The sequence below is a fragment of the Rathayibacter sp. AY1A7 genome (genome assembly GCF_002930845.1).
In the GTDB taxonomy this organism is placed as follows: Bacteria; Actinomycetota; Actinomycetes; order Actinomycetales; family Microbacteriaceae; genus Rathayibacter.
Genome location: NZ_PSTL01000033.1, coordinates 1 through 20,736, shown reverse-complemented (window position 1 = coordinate 20,736; position 20,736 = coordinate 1). Strand labels below are relative to the sequence as shown.

Sequence of the window (20,736 nt, the reverse complement as noted above, 5' to 3'; positions counted from 1 at the left end):
GGCGTGGGGTGGGCTCCGGGGAAGGGCGGTGAGGAGCGGAGCCGCACGCCGCTCCGGAGCGCCCGCCACGCCGCTCAGGACAGCCGGACGCCCGTCAGGGCGAGACCCGCGGCGGCCGCCGCGACGGCGAGTGCGGCCGTGCCGACGCCGTACCCCAGGCCGGCCGCCCAGCGCCGGTCGAGCAAGAGCCGCGCGGTCTCGACGCTCGCCGTGCTGAACGTGGTGAAGCCGCCGAGCACGCCCGTCCCGAGCACGGCCCGCCACACCGGGTCGAGGACGCCGGCCAGCACGAGCCCGGTGACGACTCCGAGCAGCAGCGAACCGCTGACGTTGATCAGCGCGGTGCCGACCGGCCAGCGCGCCGGCACGAGCGACCGCGCGACCCCGTCGACGACGAGCCGTGCGGCCGCTCCGACTCCGCCCGCGAGAGCGACCGCGAGCAGCAGGCCGGGCGTCACGCCGCCGCCCTCCGCCGCCCCGCGACCGCGATGCCCAGCGCCGCGGCGAGCACGCCCAGCACGAGCGTGCCGCCGGTGTAGAGCAGGTACTCCACGACGTGGCCGCCCTCGAGCAGCGCGACCGTGTCGAGCGAGAAGGTGCTGTAGGTCGTGAATCCGCCCAGCACGCCGGTGCCGAGCAGGAGGCGCAGGGTGCGGCGCCCGCCCTCGTCCGGCCCGCGCCGCGCCAGCGCCTCGAGCAGGAGGCCCAGGAGGAACGCGCCCGGCAGGTTCACGGCGAGCGTCGCGACCGGCACGACGCCCAACGGGGGCAGTGCGGCGCCGATCGCTGCGCGGGCAGCCGTGCCGACGGCTCCGCCCGCCGCGACGAGGAGGATCGCGGAGGGGCGCAGGTGGAGGGGTCGCGTCACTCCGCGAGGTCCCAGGGCGCCGGGCGCGACGGGTCGCGGTCGGCGCGCGGGACGACGAGCACGGGGCGGTGCTGGCGGTGCGCGAGGTGGGCGGCGACGCTCCCGCTGAGGAACTCGGCGATGCTCGCGAGCACGCCCGCGTCGCGGGTGCCGACCACGATCATCCGCGCGTCGACCTCCTCGGCGACTTCGGCGAGCGCCAGGGCGGGCTCGCCCCGCGCCGCGCGCAGCGACCACTGCACGGTGCTGCCGTCCAGCTCGTGCTCGACCGTCTCGCGGAGCCCGGGCGGGAGGGACGGGCCCTCGCCGCGGTCGGCCGCGGCGCCGACGAAGCCGAGCGGGATGCCGCCGGTCATCGGATCGACGTACTCGCCGACGAGGTACGGATCGGCCGAGACCGACACGAGCAGCAGGGCGGCTCCGGCGTCGGCGGCGACGCGGGCGGCGGTGCGCAGGACCTCGGGTCGCTGGCCGTCGACGATGCCGACGAGGACGGGCCCGGTGGGGGTGGGTACGGTCATGAGGAGCTCCTTCCCGGTTGCGCCCCATCCTGGCACCGCACGGGCGCGAGCGGTCGGAGCATCCGTGCCGGATCCGTCGTGATCGTTCCGTTATGCGCGGGCCTCGGGCTAGAGTGGCTCGTCGCCGGATCCCCACCGGCCCCCGACCCCCCGTCACCACCGTCATCCGAGGAGAACGCACGCGTGTCGAAGCCAGGCATTCCCATCCCTGAGGAGAGTGCCGGCACCCCGACCACTGCACCCCTGACCCGGCGCGAGGCCCGCGAGGCCGAGCGCCGTGCGGCCCGGGCCGAGACGGAGACGGGCGCGGCGACCGCCGGCACCGCGGTCGAGGGCAGCGGATCGGACGACTCCGCCGCTTCCGCAGGCGCTGGCGACTCCGCGCCCACCGCCGTCGACGCCGCAATGGCCGTGGCGACCGCTCCGACCGTCTCGGTCGAGGTCCCCGCCGTCGCCTCCCCCGCCTCCCGGTCGATCCCGGCCTCACCGCGCCGCGCGTCCGCCTCCCGCCCCGTCGCTCCCCGCGCCGCCGAGCCCGCCCGGGCCCGCGGCCTCAGCCGCCGCGCCCTGGCCTTCGGCACCTTCTCGGTGGTCGGCGGCCTCTTCGCCACGGCCGCGATCCCCGCGTACGGCGCCCGCAGCTCCTCCGCCACCGCGACCGGCCGCGCCGCCGCGAACCGGGTCGGCCTCCAGAACCTCACCGTCTCCTCCGACGCCGCCGGCCAGACCGCCGTCCGCGACGCCTTCGCCGCACCGACCCAGGCGCAGCTCGACGAGGCCAGCCGCCAGGCGGCCGTGCTCTCCGGATCCAACGGCGGCGAGTTCTCGACCGTGCAGACCCGCGCGGTCGGCGACGACTACCCGTGGCCCTACGAGACCATCGACGACGACGGCGGCGGACTCTCGCCCCTCGGCTACTACTACCGCGAGTGCGTCGACTTCGTGGCCTGGCGCCTCAACCGCGACGCCGGCCGCACCTCCGCGCCGTGGAAGTACACGTGGGGCAACATCACCCCGCTCGGCGGCAGCGCCTACGAGTGGCCGGACAACTGGGCCGCGAAGGGCTGGGCGACCAGCAGCGTCCCGATCGTCGGCTGCGTCGCGTGGTGGACCTACAACCACGTCTCCTACGTGCAGAAGGTCAACGACGACGGCACCGTGCTCCTCGAGGAGTACAACTACGGCGGCAAGCACAGCTACGTGACCCGCACCTTCCCCACCGCGCAGGTCCCGCTCTTCCTGTACCCGCCGGTCCTGTAGGGGGCCTGTTCCCGTCGCGCCTCGGCGGGCGGAGCGTCGCAGTCCCGCTCCCGGCGCGCGTCAGCCGAGCGCGGCGAGGAGGATCGCGAAGGCGGGCGTCGTCGGATCGACGAGCGCCATGTGGTCGGCGTCGGCGAGCTCGTGCAGCTGCACGGCGGGGTGCCGGTCGGCGTATCGGCGGCTGTAGGCGACGGGGACGTCCTCGTCGAGTGCGCCGTGGATCAGCGTGGTCGGCTGCGGCGGCGTGGGCAGCTGCGCGGGGTCGGCGCCCGGGAGCAGCGCGAGGTCGCCGCCGAGGAGCTCCCCCACGGCGTCGTCGCTGAGGCGGTCGGCGGAGGCGGCGGCCAGGTCGAGTACGCCCGCCAGCGCCACCACGGCGGCGACGTGCGGCGACGGACGGGCGGCCTGCGACCAGACGGCGAGGTGGCCGCCGGCGGAGTGGCCGACGAGGGTGACCGGTCCGGCGCCGGGCAGCAGTGCCGGGAGCGCCGCGAGCACGGCCAGGACGTCGTCGCCGGTGCCCGGCCAGCCGCCTCCCGGGTCGCCCGTGCGCCGGTACTCGGGGAGGAGCACGTCGTGCCCGCGGTCGGCCAGTGCCGCCGCGAGCGGCCGGGCGTGCCGCCGGTCCCACCGCGCCCGCCAGAACCCGCCGTGCACGAGCACGACCGGCCGGCGCGCCTCGCCGGGCGCCCCGCGGAAGACGTCCGCGATCTGCTCCGGAGCCTCCCCGTACCGGCGCACCTCGTCCGGCTCGCGCCCCTCCGACTGCTGCATCCCCCCAGTACCTCCCTGCGAGACGCCACGTCGGTGCGCCCGGCACGGCGTGTCGCGTACCGGAGCGGCATCTCGCGGAAAGGGAGGGGAGGGCGCGGGAGCTCGCGTCAGGACTCGAACCAGCCCCGGGGGTGGTGGTCGGCCGTGAGGGGCGTGCGCGGCCGGGTCGGGCGGGCCCAGCGGACGGCGTTCGCCAGCACGCGCCGGATGTCCGGGTGGTGGTAGACGGGGTAGTCCTGGTCGCCGGGCGAGAAGTAGAAGACCTTCCCGAGGCCGCGGGTGTAGGTCACGCCGGAGCGGAACACCTCGCCGCCGGTGAAGGTCGACAGGAACACCGTCTCCTCCGGCACCGGGATGTCGAAGTACTCGCCGTACATCTCCTGCTCGGGGATGATCAGCGGGCTGGGCACGCCCTCGGCGATCGGATGGGTGGGCGCGATCGTCCAGACCAGCTCGCGGTCGCGGTCGTTGCGCCACTTCAGCGAGCAGGTCGTGCCCATGAGCGCTTTGAAGATCGACGAGTAGTGGCCCGAGTGCAGGACCAGGATCCCCATCCCCTCCTGCACGTGCCGCAGGACGCGCTGGACGACCTCGTCCGACACCTCCTCGTGCGCGATGTGCCCCCACCACAGCAGCACGTCCGTCGTCGCGAGCGCCTCCTCGGTGAGCCCGTGCTCGGGCTCGGGGAGCGTCGCGGTGCGCACCGAGACGGCGTCGCCGAGCGACTCCGCGAGTCCGTCCGCGATGACGCGGTGGATGCCGTCCGGGTAATGGCGCAGCACGGTCTCGTCGCCGCGGGTCTCGTGGCGGAACTCGTTCCAGACGAGGACCTCGATCGGGGCGCTCATGCGACCGCCACCTCCTGCTTCTCGGCGGCGGAGCGGTAGATCGCGTCGACCACCCGGCTGCGGTGCAGCGCGTACTCGCCGTAGTGGCCGGAGTAGCGGGGGCCGCCCGCGGGCGCGTCGGCTCCCGAGGCGATCGCCTCCAGGAACTCGGCGATGACCGAGCGGTGGTGTCCGGCGGGGACCTTCACGTCGGGGTGCGAGACGGTCGGCGCTCCGGCGACCTCGGAGTAGAGCGTCAGAGTCCCTTCCGTGGCGTAGTCGGCGATGTGGAGGCGCGCGCCCCCGGCCGAGCCGAGCAGCTCGACCTCGATGTCCTCGTCGACCTTCGAGTAGCTGGCCCAGGAGGCGTCGAGCTGGAGCGAGCGGCCGTTGTCGAGGCGCAGCAGGGCGCTCGAGAAGTCCTCCACCTCGAACGCGTGCGTGCCGGTGGCGGCGACGCCGTGCGGGCGCCCTCCGCGGCCGGAGCGGCCGATCTCGCCGTACGCGACCGCCGAGACGCTGGTCACGCGCGGCTCGTCGAGCAGGTGCAGCGCGATGTCGAGCACGTGGGAGCCGAGGTCGATGAGCGGGCCGCCGCCGGCGAGCTCCTTGCTGGTGAACCAGGAGCCGATGCCGGGGATGCCGGTGCGCCGCTGCCAGCTCGCGCGGGCGTGGTAGACGTCGCCCAGCGGCGCGTCGTCGAGGTAGTCGCGGAGGAAGGCGACGTCGGCGCGGCGGCGGTGGTTGTAGGCGATCTCGAGCACCCGGTCGTTCGTGCGGGCGGCCTCGACCATCTCGGCCGCCAGCTCGGCGGTGGTGGCGAGCGGCTTCTCGCAGAAGACGTGCTTGCCGCTCGCGAGCGCGGCCACGGCGATCGGGTGGTGCAGGTGGTTCGGGACGCCGATGGAGACGACGTCGAGGTCGTCGCGGGCGACGAGGTCCTCCCAGTAGGCGTAGAGGTCGGGGACGCCGCGGGTCGCTCCGAGTTCGTGCAGGCGCGCCTCCTCCTGGCCGGCGAGCGCGACGACGCGGGCGCCGGGCAGGGACTGGAAGGCGTCGAGGTGGGTGGTGCCGGCGAAGCCGAGGCCGACGACCCCCACGCGCAGCTCAGTGGTGTTCTCTGTCATGCGCCGAGCCTACTCGAATCGATTCGAGCACTCCATGGGCGGTGCGGCCTCCCGGAGCATCCGGCAGGCCGGCTTCAGGCCGCGAGGCGCGCCTCGAGCGCGGCGAGCGACGCGCGCAGGGCGGGCGCCTCGAGGGCGTCGCCGTCGGCGGCGGCGTGCGCGGCGGCGAACGCCTGGACCTGGCGGTGCAGCTCGACGCGGGTCCCGCCGCGGGCGACGACCGCGAGCCGCTCGGCGAGGCGCACGCCGGCGCGGACGACGAGCGGCTGCTCCATCGCGTACGAGCGCAGGGCGAGGAACACGTCGGCCAGAAGCTCGCCCGCTCGAGGCCACGGGACGACCAGGCGGACGACTCCGTCGGCGTCGGAGTAGCGGCCGCGCGCCTCCGGCCGGCCGCAGAGGTCGACGAGCGCGCTGGTCAGGGCCTCGACGGCGCCGACCGCGGTGTACGGGTCGTTGGTGCCGGTCGCGAGCCCGCGGACTCCGATCTCGACCACCTGCTGGACGGCGTAGCGGAGGTCCTGGTGCGGGGTGCGGGCGTCGGCGACGACGACCGCGGCGACCGCCTCCTCCTGGGCGACGGACCCCTCCAGGACCTCGAGCACCGGGTCGCCGACGAGGACGTGGTCGCCGGGCAGCGCGAGCACCCGGAGCCGCGCGTCGCCGCGGCGGGCCAGGGCGACCAGCCGCTCGACCTCGAGCTGCTCGACGTAGCCCCCGCGCACCGCACACAGCACGACCGGCTCGCGCCCCGCCGGCGGCAGGGCCTCCTCCGCATTCGTCGGCTCCTCCCCGTCCTCCGGGTGCAGTCGCTCGATCACGTCGACGAGCTCGCCGAGCACCCGCTGCTGCAGCGTCGTCACCTGCACCGACAGCGCGATGTGGTGGATGAAGTAGACGAGCACCGCGACGTCGCCCACCGCGAGCAGCACCGAGAACGAGACGGCCACCACCGGCACGAACGTCAGCGACGCGTCCTCCTCGGTGTGCACCGCGCGCAGCACGATCAGCGAGTACAGGAACGTGGACGTGAGCACCGCCAGGACGACCTGGTTGCCGCGGTCGGCCATGAAGTTGCGGACAAGCCGGGGCCCGTAGGCGGAGGACGTGGTCGCCAGCACCGAGATCGTGATCGAGAACGAGGTCGCGGCGACGCCCAGCATCGTCCCGCCGATCGCCGAGAGGATCGCCCGGCCGCCGGTCGGCGACAGGTCCTCGATCAGGGGGATGTCGCTGACGCCGGCGCGGACCAGCAGATGGTCGACCTCGACCAGCCCCAGCGCCAGCCCGACGGCGAGGACGCCGAACAGGGCCGGGAGGAACCAGAAGGATTCGCGGAGGTGGAGGAGCCGGGAGCGCATCCTCGAAGGCTAGGGCGGCGCCTCCTCGCGGGCCGCGCCGCCGCGGAGGCTTGCGCGCCGGGCCGGGACGTGCCGCGGTGCCCGCCGCGGAGGCGACGTCGCGTCAGGGCCGTCCGCACTGCGGGGGCGTCGTCGCGACGGACGCCGGACGCACCGGAGGCGCCGACCCCCGGGGATCGGCGCCTCCACGGGGCGTCAGGTGACGTTGATGAGCGTGCGCTGCCAGCCGGAGGATCCGTCGGGCGCGACCGGCGCGCGGTCCTCGATCTGGACCATGCCGTTCTTGTCGACCGCTCGGACCGCGACGTAGTGCGAGCCGGGCTGGGCGTCCCAGTCGACGAACCACTGCACCCAGGTGTCGAGGTTGACCGGGGTCGAGAGCGTCGCCTCCTGCCAGTCGCCGTTGTCGATGCTCACCTCGACCTTCTCGATGCCGATGCTCTGCGCCCAGGCGACGCCCGCGATCTTGAGAGCGCCCGAGGTGACGGGGACGCCGATCCGCGGGGTGTCGATCCGCGAGGACATCTTGATGGGGGCCTCGGCGGAGTAGCCGCGCGGGGTCCAGTAGGCCTGGTCGGCCTCGAAGGTGGTGACCTTGAGCTCGGTGAGCCACTTGGTGGCCGAGACGTAGCCGTAGAGGCCGGGCACGATCATCCGCACCGGGAAGCCGTGCTCGAACGGGAGGGGCTCGCCGTTCATGCCGACGGCGAGGATCGCGTCGAGGTTCTCGTCCGTGACCGCGGTGATCGGGGTGGACGCCGTGTAGCCGTCGCTGCTGGTCGAGAGGAGCATGTCGGCTCCGCTCTGCACGCCGGCCATCTTCAGCACGTCGCGCAGGGGGACGCCGAGCCACTTGGCGTTGCCGACGAGGTTGCCGCCGACCTGGTTCGAGACGCAGGTGAGGGTGATGCCGTACTCGTCGAGGCCCATGTCGAAGATCTGCTGGAGGTTGAGCGTCACCTCGCGGTCGACCATGCCGGTGATCTTCAGCGACCAGGCCGACGGGTCCAGGTTGGGCACGGTGAGGGCGGTGTCGACGCGGTAGAAGTCGGCGTTCGGCGTGTAGAGCGGGGTGATGCCCTCGATGTCGAGCTCGGCGCCCGCAGGGACCGAGACGGTGCTGCGCGGGGACGGCAAGCGCAGGGCGTCGCGGACGCCGGCGAGGGAGGAGGTCGCCGCGTTGACCAGGCGGGCACCGGTGCCGACGACGGCCGCGCCGACGGCGGAGATCAGCGCGATGCGGAAGAAGCCGCGGCGCTCGAGGGCGCCCGGACGGGCCTCGGAGGATGTTCCCCTGGCCTCCGAGGCCCGGGCCGCACGCCAACCGCGCAGGCGCGTGAAGAGGAGGTGCATGACGACGACGGCGACGACGAGTCCGACCAGCGTGGGCACCGCGGCGAGCGGCGACGCTCCCGTGCGGGTCACGATGGCGGCGATCGAGAGGCCGCCGGCGATCACGAGCAGCACCTGGCCGAGCGGCGGGCGGACCAGCTGGAGCACTCCGGCGATCGCGGCGGCGACGACGACCGCGGCGCCCACGCTGCCGAGCAGGAAGGTCTTGTCGTTCTCGCCGAACGTCTCGATCGCGAACTCCTTGAGCGGGCGCGGGACGATGTCGACGATGAAGGCGCCGAGCGCGAGCACGGGGCTCGCGGTGCGGGCGACCGCGAGGGCGATGAGCTCGGCGACGGCGAGGAGGACTCCGCCCGTGACGATGCCCGCGAGGGCGGCGAGCAGGAAGTAGAGAGCTCGATGCTCGCGCACGGGTGCCGCTGTCTGGTTCATGGAGGAGAGTTTTCTCCCGCGACCTGCCGTTTCCCAGGGTGTCCCTGGTTTGGTCGTGTAGGCGCCTTTTTCATAACGAACAGGTAACGCACAGCGGCGGCATCTCGACGGGATCACCTCTCGCTCGGCCCGCCGCCGGGCCTCACCGCGCGCGACGCCCCCGCCGGAGGACCGCCGCGTTCGCGGTGACGATGAGGGCGATCCCGATCCATCCGGCCGCGCCGACGTCCTGCCCGAGCACGACCGCGCCGATGAGGGCGGCCAGGACGGGGTTGGCGCTCATGAGCGTCCCGAACACGCTCGCCGGGAGCCTCCGGAGCGCGATCACGTCGGCCACGAACGGGACGGCCGTCGCCAGGACGCCGGCGCCGACCGCCAGGAGCACGGTGCCCGCGTCGGGGCGCGTCGAGACGAGCGTCCAGACGGCGACGGGCAGGAAGACGGCGGCGGAGATCCCGGTCGCCGTGGCGGTCCCCTGCGCTCCGGGCAGCCGGAGTCCGATGATCCGGTTGAGCAGGATGTACGCGGCCCAGCAGCACGCGGCCGCGAGACCGAGCGCGATCCCCAGCTGGTCGGACGAGGGCCTCGGCCCGGCGATCGCGAGGACGCCCGCTCCGGCGACGAGGGCGCAGAGCGCGCTGGTCCTGCTCCGGGAGCCGAGGAGCGCGACCGCCAGCGGCCCGCAGAACTCCAGGGTCACCGCCAGCCCCAGCCCGATGCGGTCGATGGCCGCGTAGAGCGTGAGGTTCATCGCTCCGAACACCACGGCGAGGAGCAGGACGGGCCACCACTGCGCGCGGGTCAGGTCGCGGATCCGCGGCCGCACGACCGGGAGGAGGATCAGCGCGGCGACGATCTGCCGGACGGCGACCACTCCGACGGATCCCAGGACCGGGAAGGCCAGAGTCCCGGAGGCCGCCCCGAGCTGATTCGAGAGGGCGCTCGCGAGGGCGGTCGCGACGCCGACGGTCCGTCCGTCGCCGGGGAGCTGCTTCGTCATGCCGGAAGTCTGCGAGCCGTCCGGCCCCGGCTCACAATGCATCACCGGTCCGATCGATGCGGGAACCGCATGAATAGGATGCGGTCATGGATCTGGAACTGCGCCACCTCCGGTCGTTCGTCGGCGTCGTGGACGCCGGGACCTTCACCGACGCGGGGATCGACCTCGGCATCTCCCAGACGGCGGTCTCCCGCAACGTCGCGGCGCTCGAGTCCGTCCTCGGAAGAAGGCTCCTCCACCGGACGACCCGCAGCGTCGAGCTCGCGCCGGCGGGCGAGCGGGTGCTGCGGCACGCCCGCCGCGTCCTGGCCGTCGTCGACGATCTGCGCGAGGAGGCGGCGGCCGGGACGGACACGATCCGGATCGGCTACGCCTGGTCGGCTCTCGGCGAGCACACCCAGGAGTTCCAGCGCCGCTGGGCCGCGGCGCTCCCCCGCCACGAGCTGCGGCTGATCCGCTCCAACACCCCCACCGCGGGGCTCGCGGAGGGCCTCAGCGACCTCGCGATCCTCCGGCGCGGATCTCCGGCTGCGGACGTCGAGTCGGCTCTGATCGGCACCGAGAAGCGCTACTGCGCCCTGTCCGTCGACGACCCGCTCGCCGCGAAGCGCACGGTCACGCTCGCCCAGGTGGCGACCGCTCCGCTCGCGCTCGACGACCGGACCGGGAGCACCCGGCTCGACCTCTGGCCCGAGCACGACCGGCCGCGGATCACCGTCCCGACGACCGACGTCGATGACTGGCTCACGGTGATCAGCAGCGGCTCCGCCCGCGGAGTGACCGCGGAATCGACGGTGAGCCAGTACCGACGGCAGGGCCTCGCCTACCGGGTCGTCCGCGACGCCCCGCCGGTCCCCGTGCACGCCGCGTGGATCCGGAGCGACCCGCCGCCCCTCCTGGGCGACGTCATCGGGCTGCTCCAGGGCCTGTACCGCACCTCCGACTGACGACGACGGCCGCCGGGGGCGATCCCCGGCGGCCGTCGTCGTCACGTCACTTGCAGGTGAGAGCGGAGTACGCGGCCTGCTTCGTGGTGGTCACCGATGCTCCGTCCACGGTCGCCGTCGCGGTCACCGTCGCCGAGCCCGCGGCCACCGAGGCGGCGCGGGTGGTGAAGGCGTGGGACGCGCTCGACCCCGGAGCGATCCCGGTGAACGACTTCGAGCCCCAGGAGGACGCGATGGTGATCGCCGCTGGGACCTTCGCGTCGTTCCGAGCGGAGACCGTCACCACGACCTTGCCCGCCACGCAGCGGCTGGTGGCCGCCACGGTCGTCGGTACCGTCGCCGCGGAGGCGCGGACGATGGAGAGGCGGTAGGTCGCTGTCGTCGTGTGGTCCTGCGCCGACGACTCGACGACCACGCTCGTCGTGCCCGACGCCGCGAGCGGCACCGTGCGGCGGAGGGTGTCGTCGATCAGCACGCCGTCGACCTTCACCAGGCCGCTGGGCACGGCCGGGTCCAGGTCGAGCGAGACGCTCGTCGTGCCGGCCGGCACCGTGAGCGTGTGGTCCCTGACCCCGGCGGCGAGAGCCGGCGAGAGCGTCCCGACGTGGGAGGAGAGCTTCGTCAGCTCCGGGTCCGCAGCGTAGGTGGTCGACTCGGTCGTGTAGACCCCGAAGACACCGCCGACGTAGCTGGATCCGGTGCCCTGGAAGCGCACCGTGACGACGGGGATCTTCTGCCCCTTCGCGTCGAGCACGTACTTCCCGCTCTGGTCGCGCTTGTAGCTGTCCTTCGCGGCGAGACCGCTGAGGATCGACGCCGGGATCCGGTCGTACTGGACGTACCAGCTCGTCGCTCCGGCCGCTCCCGAGACCACCTCGGTCTTGAGCTTCACGTCGTTGAGGTAGACGTCGAAGGTGCGTCCCGCGTCGCCGCCGTAGTAGCGGACCCCGAGGTAGTTCGCCGGCAGAGCCGGGTCGACGATCATGTCGTACTGGAAGTACGCCTCCGCCGAGCGCTCGCCGTCGCGGTACCCCTCGCCGCGCCAGGTCCCCACTGAGGACCGCGCGGTCTTGTAGTTCTTGTCGGCCTCGCTGTTGTTGTTGTCGAAGGAGGTGAGGGAGTCGATCGTCGTCTCGTCGACGCGCAGCTGCTCCTTCTGCGTCCGGATCAGCTCCTGGGCCGCGGCCGAGTCGGGCTCGATCAGGGTCATGTAGGTCGCGTAGCGGGCGTTGTAGAGGCTGTAGTACGGAGTGAACACCCGGGCGGCGGACGCGGCGTCGACGTTCTTCATGCCGAAGCGCATCGTCGTGCGGCCGTTGCCGTCCGCGCCGTCGGGCAGGCGGACCAGGTTGCCGCGGACCGCGGACTTCCAGGCCGCGGAGTCCGCGACGACGACGTTCGAGTTCACGGACTTGTCGGCCGTGCCCATGCGCACCAGGACGCCGGCGACGTAGGACGCCTCGACGTTCGAGCGGTTGAGCTCGGTCGCCAGCAGCACCGGTCCGTAGCGGAACGCGGTCCAGTCGGGGTTCTCCGTGTCCGCGACCGCGCTGACCGCGGCGGGCAGCTTCCAGGTCAGCACGTCACCGGCGGCGACGGCGACCGAGACGTATCCGGCCTGGGCCGTGACGGCACGGGCGGCACCGTTCACGGTGAGCGTCGGCGCTCCGTCGATCCAGGACGGCACGCGCAGCTTGAGGGTCGTGTCCGCGGCCACGGCTCCTCCGGCCAGCGCTTCGACCCTCAGGGTCGCCGTGTCAGTGCTCGGGATGTCCGCCGTCTGGGTCAGCCGGAGGTTGTTCGCGGAGGAGCGGAGGACCGAGGAGCGGAACTGGTTCACGAAGACGGTCTTCGGCTTCTCGAAGTAGATCGAGTCGCCGAGCTTGGTGAAGCTCTCGATACCCGAGCCGTGGTCGCACCAGAACTCGTCGAGCTCGTGCCCGAAGACCTTGGCGTAGCCCGCGGTCTGCGGCTGGAAGTAGGTCACCATGCCGGTGTCCGGGTTCTGCACCGAGAGGACGCCGTTGATGAACGTCTCCTCGTAGAAGTCGGCGTACTTCACGTCCTCGGTCACCTGGAACAGCGCCCGGGTGAGCTTGAGCATGTTGTAGATGTTGCAGCCCTCGGAGGTCGAGTTCTCGCCGTAGCCGGTGGTCTGGCCGTTCGTGGCGTACTCGTACAGGGTGCCGGGTGCGTGGAAGTGCTCGGACTGGCTGTTGCCGCCGTTGGCGTAGGTGTGGGTCTCGTCGACCATGCGCCAGAAGTTCTCGGCGGCACGGCGGTACATGTCGAGATCCGACTTCTCCGCGGCGGTGAGCGTGGCGTAGAGCGCCGGGTCGTCGGTGAAGACGCGGTAGCGCTTCAGCGCGCCGATCAGCTTCGGGACGGTCGTGTTCGCGTGCAGCCCGTTGAGGACGTCCTCGTTGTTCGCGAGCTTCTGGAACAGCGCGGTCTCGTCGAAGTACTCGGCCGCGCGCTTGTGCGCCGGGTCGTGCGTGGTCTCGTACAGGCGGTAGAGCGCCTCGTTCATTCCGCCGTACTCCGTGTTCAGGAGCTGCCCGGGGTTGGCCTGGCGGCCCGCCCAGGCGGTGATCCAGCTGCCGAAGCCGCCGGCGACGGTGAGCGCCTTCTGCGAGACGGCGTCGGGCGCCTGGTCGTGGGCGTCGAGGAGGCCTGCGAGCACCTTGTGCAGGTTGTAGAAGGGGACGAGCAGGCCGTCGCCGCCCGAGGGGAGGTAGCGGGTCGGGAACGGCGAGACGTAGCCGGCGTTCGCGGGGTCCTTCAGCGCGTAGGCGTCCTGGACCTTCTTCAGACCGTCGACGGAAGCGGTGAGCTTCGCGAGCAGTGCCGCCTTGGTGGCCGCGTCTTCCTCGGTCGCGTAGGCCTGCGAGAGCGCCGAGAGGTAGTGGCCGAAGAAGTGGCCCTGGAACCGGGTGCCGTTCTCGCGCTCCCAACCCCCGTATCCGCCGCTGGTGGTCGGCGTGAGCCCGGCCTCGCGGTAGAAGGAGTAGAGGAACATCTCGGGGTCGAGGCTCAGCAGGTACTCGACGGTCTGCTGCTCCCCGTTCTCGAGGTAGGGGTCCTGCACGGAGACGTCGGACAGGCCGGCCTCCAGAAGGTAGTTCGACGTCTTCACTCCCCGGGGCTGCACCTGGAGAGTGTAGGTCTTCGTGACCGCGGTGCTGCCCCCGTAGGTGGCGGAGCCGGTGAGGACGACCTGCGTCGCGGAGCCGGTGGGCGGCGTGACCGCGGCCGTGCCTCCGCTGATCGCGACGGTCGCCGGGTCGGAGGAGGTCCAGCTGAGGGCGGACCCCTTCGCGCCGACGGTGGGCAGGGTGAAGCCGGTGCTGGTGCTCGCGGGCGGGGCGACCAGCTCGAGGTCGGCCCGGGCGATGCTCGCGGGGTCGAAGGAGGGGTTGCCGGCCTTCGTCAGGGCGACGACGTCGGTGGCGGTCGCGACGCCGTTGTAGAGCGCGTAGTCGTCGAGCAGGCCGCGCAGGTGCGCGCCGTTGTACTGGGGGCCGTTGAAGCCGAGGGTCTTCGTCGAGGTGCTCTCGGAGCCGAGGACGCCGGATGCGGAGGAGGACGGCGCGGTCTTGACGACGGCGGTCTGCTTCACCCCGTTGCGGTAGAAGGCGACGGCCTTGGTGCTCTTGTCGTACGTGGCGACCACGTGCGTCCACTCCCCCGCGGGGAAGAAGCCGGAGCGGGCGGTCTCGACGGCGACCTTGTACGGCTGACCGCCGGACGGGCCGATCGAGAGGGCGAGCGGAGTGCCGTCGCCCTCGGAGGTGAGGTACCAGCCGTCGGAGTTGTAGGCGGTCTTGTTCCAGGTGAAGACCTGCTCACCGGTCATCGCGCTGGTCGGCTTGTACCAGAACGAGACGGTGAGGTCGGCGGGCTGCAGCGCCGCCGCAGTGCCGAGCGAGATCGCGTTCGATCCGGTGAACTCGAACGCCCGGCCGTTCAGGCCGGTGCCGTAGGAGGCGGTGCCCTTCTGCATCCCGAGGGCGGTACCACGACCGCTGGTGTCGGCGAGCGACCCGTCGAACGGGAGCTCGAGCACCTTCGCGGCGTCGAGCGAGGTGGTGGGGGCGGCCTGGGCCGTGGGGCCGACCGACAGGAGACCCGCCGTCAGCGCCATCACCGCCACGGTGGCCAGGGGGAGTCGTCGTCTCATTCGTGAGGCCTCTCGTCGTTGAGAAATCCGGCCCAGGGGGGGCGGGCCGCCTCGAATGTTACCGTTAACAATAGTTTTCGGTGAGGTTTCGGTGAGAGGACTGACAGGGTCCTCGAGCGCTCAGCGGCGCCGGTCCAGAGCCGCCCGGAGGTACGGAGAGGTGCGGCTGCCCGCGGCCTCGGCGACCTCCTCCGGAGTGCCCGTCGCGACCACCGAGCCGCCGGCCCGGCCCGCCCCCGGGCCGAGGTCCACGACCCAGTCCGCGTCGGCGACGACGCGCATGTCGTGCTCGACGACGATCACCGTGTTGCCCGCGTCGACGAGGTGCTGCAGGTGCTCGAGCAGGCGGTCGGCGTCGGCGGGGTGCAGGCCCGACGTCGGCTCGTCGAGCAGGTAGAGCGTGTCCCCGCGCTGGGCGCGACGCAGCTCCGAGGCGAGCTTCACCCGCTGCGCCTCTCCCCCGGACAGCTCGGGCGCCGGCTGGCCGAGCGAGACGTAGCCGAGCCCCACGTCCACCAGAGCGTCGAGGTGGCGGGCGACCTCGCGGTCCTCGGCGAAGGCCTCGCGCGCGTCGGCGACGCTCAGCGCGAGGACGTCGGCGATCGTCCGGCCGCCGAGGGTGACCTCGAGGGTCTCGTCGTTGTACCGGGTGCCGCCGCACGCCGTGCAGGGCGCCTCGACGGTCGGGAGGAACAGCAGCTCCACCTCCACGGAGCCCTCGCCCTTGCAGACGGGGCAGCGCCCGCTGGGCAGGTTGAAGGAGAAGCGGCTCGCCGAGAAGCGGCGGCGCTTCGCCTCCGGGGTGGCCGCGAAGAGCGTCCGCACCCGGTCGAACAGACCCGTGTAGGTCGCGACGTTCGAGCGCGAGGTCCGGCCGATCGGGGTCTGGGTCACCTGCACCACCCGGCGCAGGCGGTCCGCGGGCCCGGAGGCGGTGCCGCGGGTCGCCGCCGCGGCCGCGTCGAGCAGCGGGTCCGCCTCCCCGCCCTCCTCGGCCGGCGCGTCCTCGGCGACGTCGGCGCGGAGCGAGGCGCGCAGCAGATCGGGCAGCGCCTGGTTCACGAGCGTCGACTTGCCCGATCCGGAGACACCGGTGACCGCGGTGAGCACCCCGACCGGGAACGCGACGGAGAGGTCGTCGAGGGTGTGCCGCGAGACTCCGGCGAGCTCGATCCACTGCTCCGCGGTGCGGCGGGAGCGCAGCGGCGCCGGGTCGCCCTCGGGGAAGAGGTAGCGGCGGGTGACGGAGCCGCGGGCGCCCGGCAGGCCGTCGAGCGGGCCGGAGTAGACGACGGTGCCGCCCCCCGACCCCGCGCCCGGGCCGATGTCGACGATCCAGTCGGCCTCGCGGATGACGTCGAGGGAGTGCTCGACGAAGAAGACGGTGTTGCCGGTCGCCCGCAGGGTCCGCAGGATGCCGAGCAGCGCCTCCGTGTCGGCGGGGTGCAGGCCCGTGGACGGCTCGTCGAGCACGAAGACGACGCCGAAGAGGCGCGAGAGCACCTGCGTCGCGAGGCGCATCCGCTGGAGCTCCCCCGAGGAGAGAGTCGGCGTGGAGCGGTCGAGCGAGAGGTGGCCGAGGCCCAGGTCGACGATCGGCGCGAGGCGGGCGACGAGGTCCTCGACCAGCCGCTGCGCGGCCAGGCGGGTCTGCGGAGTGCCGTCGGCCGGGGTCCAGCCGGGCTCCAGCACGCGCCGCGCGACGACGACCAGCTCCTCGAGCGGGAGCGCTGACAGCTCGGTGATGTCGAGCCCCTCGAAGGTGACGGCGAGCGCGTCGGGCTTCAGCCTCCGGCCGCCGCACACCGGGCAGGCGACGCTGACGACGAACGAGGCCGCGCGCTCGCGCATCCGGGCGCTCTTCGAGCCGGCGAAGGTGTCGAGCACGTAGCGGCGCACCCCGAGGAACGTGCTCATGTAGCGCGGCTCGTCACCGGCGGCCACGGCCGCGCGCACCTCCGCGGGAGAGCGGTCGGTCCACACGGGAACCTGCGGGGAGTCAGGAGTGTGCAGGATCCAGTCGCGGTCCTCCGCGGGCAGGTCGCGCCACGGAGTGTCGATGTCGTGTCCGAGCGAGATCAGGCTGTCGCGCAGTTGCTTGCCGTGCCAGGCGGTCGGCCAGGCGGCGAGCGCCCCGTCGCGGATCGAGAGGGAGTCGTCCGGCACCATCAGCTCGTCGGGGACGTCGTAGACCCGGCCGATGCCGTGGCAGCTGGGGCACGCGCCCTGCACGGTGTTGGCCGAGAAGTCCTCTGCGAGCAGCATCGGCGCGCCCTCGGGGTAGGCGCCGATGCGCGAGAACACCATCCGCACCACGCTCGAGAGCGTCGTCGCACTGCCGACCGTGGAGCGGGCCGAGCCTCCGGAGCGCCGCTGCGGGAGGGCGACGGCCGGCGGCAGGCCCTCGATCGAGTCGACGTCCGGCACGCCGACCTGGTCGATCAGCCGCCGCGCGTAGGGGGCGACCGACTCGAAGTAGCGGCGCTGCGCCTCCGCGTAGAGCGTGCCGAAGGCGAGCGAGCTCTTGCCCGATCCGGAGACCCCCGTGAAGGCGACGAGGGCGTCGCGCGGCACGTCGACGTCGATGCTCCGGAGGTTGTTCTCGCGGGCGCCGCGCACGCGGACGTGGTCGAGGGGGTCGGTGGTTCCAGGCGCGCTCATCCGTACAGCCTGCCGTGCCGGGATGTGGGGCGGCCGCCGCGGAGCTCCGAGGCGCTCGACGCCGAGACGGCCCGCTCCCGGCCGAGGCACCGCAGTGGGGCGGTGTCTCGGCGGGGGCGGGCCGTCTCGGCGTCAGCGGCGCGCGTGCGTCAGCAGGTGCGCGCCGGGTAGGCCGCGGTCAGGGCGCCCGCGGTGAGCGAGGCGGCCGGGACCGAGGCCTGACGGGTGGTGAAGGCGGCCGAGGCGCTGGCGCCGGGGGCGGCGGTCAGCGTCTGCGAGGCGCCGAACGGCGAGCGGATGACGACCGAGAGGGGCGTCGTGCCCGTGTTCTTCACCACTCCGGTGAGGACGACCTTGCCCGCGACGCAGCGGGTGGACGCGGTGAGCGTCGAGGTCGGTGCCGTCACCACCACGGTCGCGGTGACCGTGACGGCCGTGGAGCTCGAGAGCCGACGGTCGGCGGCGTCGTAGGCCGTCGATCCGTTCGCGCCCACCCACTGGTTGTCGTTCGCACCGATCGTGCGGACGACTCCGGTGACGGAGTAGCGGCCGGGCGCCGTCGCCACCGCGGAGGTGTTCCAGGTGACCGGCTGCGAGGCGGTGCCCCGGTTGTAGGCGAGCACGACGTCGGCGCGGGCGGGCAGAGCCGCCGCGGCGTCGGTGCCGGAGGCGACCGTCACCTCGCCGAGGTCCGAGCGGACCGCGGAGGCGGCGTCGGCCGAGCGGACCTCGGCGTACTGCCCCGCGGTCAGCGAGACGATGCCGCCGTGCTTGGTCGACGAGGCGAGCGAGAAGCCCGGGTCGGTGAGCTGGGTCCAGCCCGTGTCGAGGTCGTTCGTCACCATCGGCTTGTAGCCGGTCGCGGGGATCACGTCGACGTACAGGTACCAGGTGTCCTCGCCGTGGTCCTTGAACACCGCGGGGCCCTCGACCCCGCCGGGGTTGCCGCCGGACCACACCGCGCCGATGCGCGACTGGATCTGCGTCCACGAGGTCGTCGGCAGCCACCAGGTCGCCGAGGTGGTCGACTCCATGTAGATGCCCTTGCCGGTGCCGTTGTCCTTCGAGATCCGGTAGGTCGTGCCGGAGTCCTGGATCAGCGTGGTGTCGATCGTGTCGGCCCCGGTGTCGATGAAGGTGCCGCCGTACGAGTAGGTGGCCTGCGTGAAGTCCGTGGTCGCTCCCCAGAGCACGCGGGAGGATCCGGTGCCCGGCGTGTGCGCCGCGGTCGGGTAGACCGTCGAGGACCAGTAGACGACGAACGCGCCCTTGCCGGGTCCCGCGTAGTCCGGCACCCACGTGGCCTCGGGAGCCCACATCATGCCGGCCTCGAGCTTCTTCGTCCCCGCGGCGTCGAGCGCCACGTCGAACTGGCGGACGTCGCTCCACGACACGAGGTCGCTCGACTCCCAGACGTTCATCTTCGTGCTGCCCTTGGTGGTCCAGTAGCACCAGGTGTCGCAGGTGCTGGGGCCCCGGTCGCCGCCGAAGACGCGGAGGTCCGTGGCGATGATGTAGTACTTCTTCGTGTCGGGGTTGTAGGTCAGGTACGGGTCGCGGACACCGGTGGTGCCGAGGTCGGAGGCCAGGATCGGCTTCGCGCCGTTGAGCGGGTCCCACTTCTCCGGGTCGTCGCCGCGGGAGACGTCGAGGTAGATCTTCTCGGCGTAGCCCTGGGAGTCCTCGACGAAGTGGACCATCATGTAGCCGTAGGGGGTGTCGACGCCGACCTGCGGCTCGACCGTCACGGCGATCGAGCGGGTCTGCACGATTCCGCGGATCGACGCCGTCGCGGTGAGCGTCGAGGCGCGCGCGGCCTGGCCCACGGCGGGGCGGTCGGCGCTGAGGGTGCGGCCGTCGGCCGAGACGCGCAGGGTCGGGTCGCTGGAGGACCAGGTCACCGCTCCCCCGTAGTCGGGCAGGTTCGTGGTCGAGTCGTCGACGGTGAGCGGGGCGACCCCGGCCAGCACGGCGGCGGCGATCGGGGAGAACGTGGAGGCGTGAGGCTTCGCGTCGACGCTCGACACGGCCACCACCTCCGCCCCGGTGAGCGCGCGGTCGTAGACGCGGAACGCCGAGACCTCGCCCGTGTAGAACGGGTCGGGGTACGGTGCTCGGCCGATCGTGTTCAGCGACTGGTCCGCCACCGACGAGGGGCGCAGGGCGGTGGGCGCCGAGGCGACCTGGACGCCGTCGACGAAGAACGAGATCGTGCCGGCGCTGCCGTCGATCACCGAGGTGAGACTGTACCAGCGGTCGGCGGTCAGGGCGGAGGCGCTGCGGGCGTTGTTCTCGCCGTTCCCTCCGCTGGTCGTGATCGCGGTGCGCACCCGGTCGCGGACGGACGCGAACCAGTACTGGTTCGTGCTGTCGCTGCCGATGTTCCACAGGAAGTGGAAGTTCGAGAGCATCGACGCGTCGGCGCGGGTCTCGATCGTGACGGTGGCCGACGAGCGACCGGTCAGCAGGTTCGCGGGCAGCTGCACCCAGGGGGCGGTGGTGCTGCTCTTGGGGCCGCCGGTGAGGCGGAGCGACGTGCCGGTCCAGAGCGCGTCGGTCGCGTTGCGGACGGTGGCGGCTCCCACGCCTCCGCTCACGGTGTTCGGGACCGTGCTGCCGGTGGTCTGCGTGAACCGGTAGTCGGCGAGGAGGCCCTGCTGCGGGATCACGGCATCGGCCGCCTGCGCGGCCGGAGCCGGGGCGACGAGGCCCGAGAGCAGCACTGCTCCGAGGCCGAGCGCGGCGAGCGCTGCGCGCAGCGGCGCTCGCCGCGCGGGTGTGGTGGTGGGGGGCATGGTGCTCCTTCAGTGGAGTGGTGCGGTTCGGGGAGGGGGAGAGGATCTCGGGGTGCCGAGCCCTGCTGGGTCGAGCAGCGCCGTCAGGGGCGTGTCGGAGCCTGTGTGCGGAGCACGAAGGGCTCGATACGCCGCCGGGCGGCTGCTCGACCGGCAGGGAGGGGCAGCTGCTCGACCGGCACGAGGGATCAGCCGCCGGGGTTCGTGTCGGTGTACCCGGTGGTCGGGGCGGTGGTGCCGAGTGCCGCGAGGGTGGGCGCCTTCCGCATCACGACGGGGTTGCCCGGGCTGTCGCGACCATGGAGCAGTCGCCGTCGTGGAACTCGATCGCGGGGTCGGCGGTGTCCGGCGCGATCGGGTCGGTGGAGGTCGGCTCGCCGAGGGCGACGGCCGGGGAGGCGGCGGTGAAGGGCAGCGGAGCCACCGCGGCGAGGAGGATCAGCAGCCCGGCCGTGTGGCGGCGCCGGAGCCCCGCGGATCGGGGGAGCTCGGCGTCGACGGGCGTCGATGCGGTCGTCATCGTGACTCCATCGTCAGGGGCGGCGTGGGGCCCGGAGGCGCACCGTGAGCGGCGCGCCCCCGGGGGCGCGCCGCTCACGGTGCGCCTCCGGGCCCCACGCCGCCCCTGAC

Annotated in this window: 15 protein-coding genes; 2 read left to right on the top strand and 13 right to left on the bottom strand. The window is 73.0% G+C overall.

All coding sequences use genetic code 11. The annotated features are described in order from the left end of the window. Positions 1 to 74: 74 nt before the first annotated feature. The 3 genes from C5B95_RS16285 to C5B95_RS17640 are packed head-to-tail and all read right to left on the bottom strand — an operon-like array spanning position 75 to position 1,389. A complete protein-coding gene (locus C5B95_RS16285) occupies positions 75 to 458 on the bottom strand; it encodes a CrcB family protein (RefSeq protein ID WP_104226584.1) in 384 nt (127 codons plus the stop codon). Further along, positions 455 to 868, bottom strand: a complete 414-nt coding sequence (locus C5B95_RS17645) for a CrcB family protein (protein WP_104313543.1) — start codon at positions 866 to 868, stop codon at positions 455 to 457. Before C5B95_RS17645 ends, C5B95_RS16285 begins: the two co-directional genes overlap by 4 nt. After that, a complete protein-coding gene (locus tag C5B95_RS17640) occupies positions 865 to 1,389 on the bottom strand; it encodes a universal stress protein (RefSeq protein ID WP_181068113.1) in 525 nt (174 codons plus the stop codon). Before C5B95_RS17640 ends, C5B95_RS17645 begins: the two co-directional genes overlap by 4 nt. A 183-nt stretch (positions 1,390 to 1,572) precedes the next feature. On the opposite strand from C5B95_RS17640, the gene C5B95_RS16275 reads away from it, so the two are divergent. Then, positions 1,573 to 2,649, top strand: coding sequence for a CHAP domain-containing protein (locus C5B95_RS16275; RefSeq protein ID WP_104349639.1), 1,077 nt, complete (start codon positions 1,573 to 1,575; stop codon positions 2,647 to 2,649). Positions 2,650 to 2,709: 60 nt separating this feature from the next. Here C5B95_RS16275 and C5B95_RS16270 read toward each other — a convergent pair whose 3' ends face one another. The 6 genes from C5B95_RS16270 to C5B95_RS16245 form a co-directional block, all read right to left on the bottom strand. Next, on the bottom strand, positions 2,710 to 3,423 hold the full coding sequence (locus tag C5B95_RS16270; protein ID WP_104349638.1) for an alpha/beta hydrolase: 714 nt from the start codon (positions 3,421 to 3,423) through the stop codon (positions 2,710 to 2,712). Between the two features lie 107 nt (positions 3,424 to 3,530). Further along, the gene (locus C5B95_RS16265) at positions 3,531 to 4,271 is read right to left on the bottom strand and encodes a ThuA domain-containing protein (RefSeq protein ID WP_104226581.1); all 741 of its coding nucleotides are present in this window, start codon (positions 4,269 to 4,271) and stop codon (positions 3,531 to 3,533) included. Beyond that, positions 4,268 to 5,377, bottom strand: a complete 1,110-nt coding sequence (locus tag C5B95_RS16260) for a Gfo/Idh/MocA family protein (protein ID WP_104349637.1) — start codon at positions 5,375 to 5,377, stop codon at positions 4,268 to 4,270. Before C5B95_RS16260 ends, C5B95_RS16265 begins: the two co-directional genes overlap by 4 nt. Positions 5,378 to 5,451: 74 nt before the next feature. Next, a complete protein-coding gene (locus tag C5B95_RS16255) occupies positions 5,452 to 6,738 on the bottom strand; it encodes a DUF2254 domain-containing protein (protein ID WP_104349636.1) in 1,287 nt (428 codons plus the stop codon). Positions 6,739 to 6,933: 195 nt separating this feature from the next. Further along, a complete protein-coding gene (locus tag C5B95_RS16250; protein WP_104226578.1) occupies positions 6,934 to 8,523 on the bottom strand; it encodes a molybdopterin-dependent oxidoreductase in 1,590 nt (529 codons plus the stop codon). A 142-nt stretch (positions 8,524 to 8,665) separates the two neighbouring features. Continuing rightward, positions 8,666 to 9,523, bottom strand: coding sequence for a DMT family transporter (locus tag C5B95_RS16245; RefSeq protein WP_104234495.1), 858 nt, complete (start codon positions 9,521 to 9,523; stop codon positions 8,666 to 8,668). A gap of 86 nt (positions 9,524 to 9,609) precedes the next feature. Between C5B95_RS16245 and C5B95_RS16240 the strand changes: the two genes are divergently transcribed. Continuing rightward, positions 9,610 to 10,470, top strand: coding sequence for a LysR family transcriptional regulator (locus C5B95_RS16240; protein ID WP_104222432.1), 861 nt, complete (start codon positions 9,610 to 9,612; stop codon positions 10,468 to 10,470). A 46-nt stretch (positions 10,471 to 10,516) separates the two neighbouring features. Here C5B95_RS16240 and C5B95_RS16235 read toward each other — a convergent pair whose 3' ends face one another. From C5B95_RS16235 to C5B95_RS16220, 4 genes are all read right to left on the bottom strand, one after another. Next, on the bottom strand, positions 10,517 to 14,650 hold the full coding sequence (locus C5B95_RS16235; protein WP_104349635.1) for a beta-L-arabinofuranosidase domain-containing protein: 4,134 nt from the start codon (positions 14,648 to 14,650) through the stop codon (positions 10,517 to 10,519). 120 nt (positions 14,651 to 14,770) lie between these two features. Next, on the bottom strand, positions 14,771 to 17,311 hold the full coding sequence (locus C5B95_RS16230; protein WP_104349634.1) for an excinuclease ABC subunit UvrA: 2,541 nt from the start codon (positions 17,309 to 17,311) through the stop codon (positions 14,771 to 14,773). A 149-nt stretch (positions 17,312 to 17,460) separates the two neighbouring features. Beyond that, positions 17,461 to 20,106: a LamG-like jellyroll fold domain-containing protein gene (locus C5B95_RS16225; protein ID WP_104292561.1), complete on the bottom strand. Its 2,646-nt coding sequence runs from the start codon at positions 20,104 to 20,106 to the stop codon at positions 17,461 to 17,463. 268 nt (positions 20,107 to 20,374) lie between these two features. Continuing rightward, positions 20,375 to 20,626: a hypothetical protein gene (locus tag C5B95_RS16220; protein ID WP_104226573.1), complete on the bottom strand. Its 252-nt coding sequence runs from the start codon at positions 20,624 to 20,626 to the stop codon at positions 20,375 to 20,377. Between the last annotated feature and the right edge of the window lie 110 nt (positions 20,627 to 20,736).

What these genes read in the sequence shown, in the direction of transcription:
- C5B95_RS16265 (WP_104226581.1), bottom strand. Translation starts at nt 4,271, where the DNA reads ATGAGCGCCCCGATCGAGGTCCTCGTCTGGAACGAGTTCCGCCACGAG.
- C5B95_RS16235 (WP_104349635.1), bottom strand. Translation starts at nt 14,650, where the DNA reads ATGAGACGACGACTCCCCCTGGCCACCGTGGCGGTGATGGCGCTGACG.
- C5B95_RS16220 (WP_104226573.1), bottom strand. Translation starts at nt 20,626, where the DNA reads ATGACGACCGCATCGACGCCCGTCGACGCCGAGCTCCCCCGATCCGCG.
- C5B95_RS16270 (WP_104349638.1), bottom strand. Translation starts at nt 3,423, where the DNA reads ATGCAGCAGTCGGAGGGGCGCGAGCCGGACGAGGTGCGCCGGTACGGG.
- C5B95_RS16245 (WP_104234495.1), bottom strand. Translation starts at nt 9,523, where the DNA reads ATGACGAAGCAGCTCCCCGGCGACGGACGGACCGTCGGCGTCGCGACC.
- C5B95_RS17640 (WP_181068113.1), bottom strand. Translation starts at nt 1,389, where the DNA reads ATGACCGTACCCACCCCCACCGGGCCCGTCCTCGTCGGCATCGTCGAC.
- C5B95_RS16230 (WP_104349634.1), bottom strand. Translation starts at nt 17,311, where the DNA reads ATGAGCGCGCCTGGAACCACCGACCCCCTCGACCACGTCCGCGTGCGC.
- C5B95_RS16250 (WP_104226578.1), bottom strand. Translation starts at nt 8,523, where the DNA reads ATGAACCAGACAGCGGCACCCGTGCGCGAGCATCGAGCTCTCTACTTC.
- C5B95_RS16225 (WP_104292561.1), bottom strand. Translation starts at nt 20,106, where the DNA reads ATGCCCCCCACCACCACACCCGCGCGGCGAGCGCCGCTGCGCGCAGCG.
- C5B95_RS16240 (WP_104222432.1), top strand. Translation starts at nt 9,610, where the DNA reads ATGGATCTGGAACTGCGCCACCTCCGGTCGTTCGTCGGCGTCGTGGAC.
- C5B95_RS16255 (WP_104349636.1), bottom strand. Translation starts at nt 6,738, where the DNA reads ATGCGCTCCCGGCTCCTCCACCTCCGCGAATCCTTCTGGTTCCTCCCG.
- C5B95_RS16260 (WP_104349637.1), bottom strand. Translation starts at nt 5,377, where the DNA reads ATGACAGAGAACACCACTGAGCTGCGCGTGGGGGTCGTCGGCCTCGGC.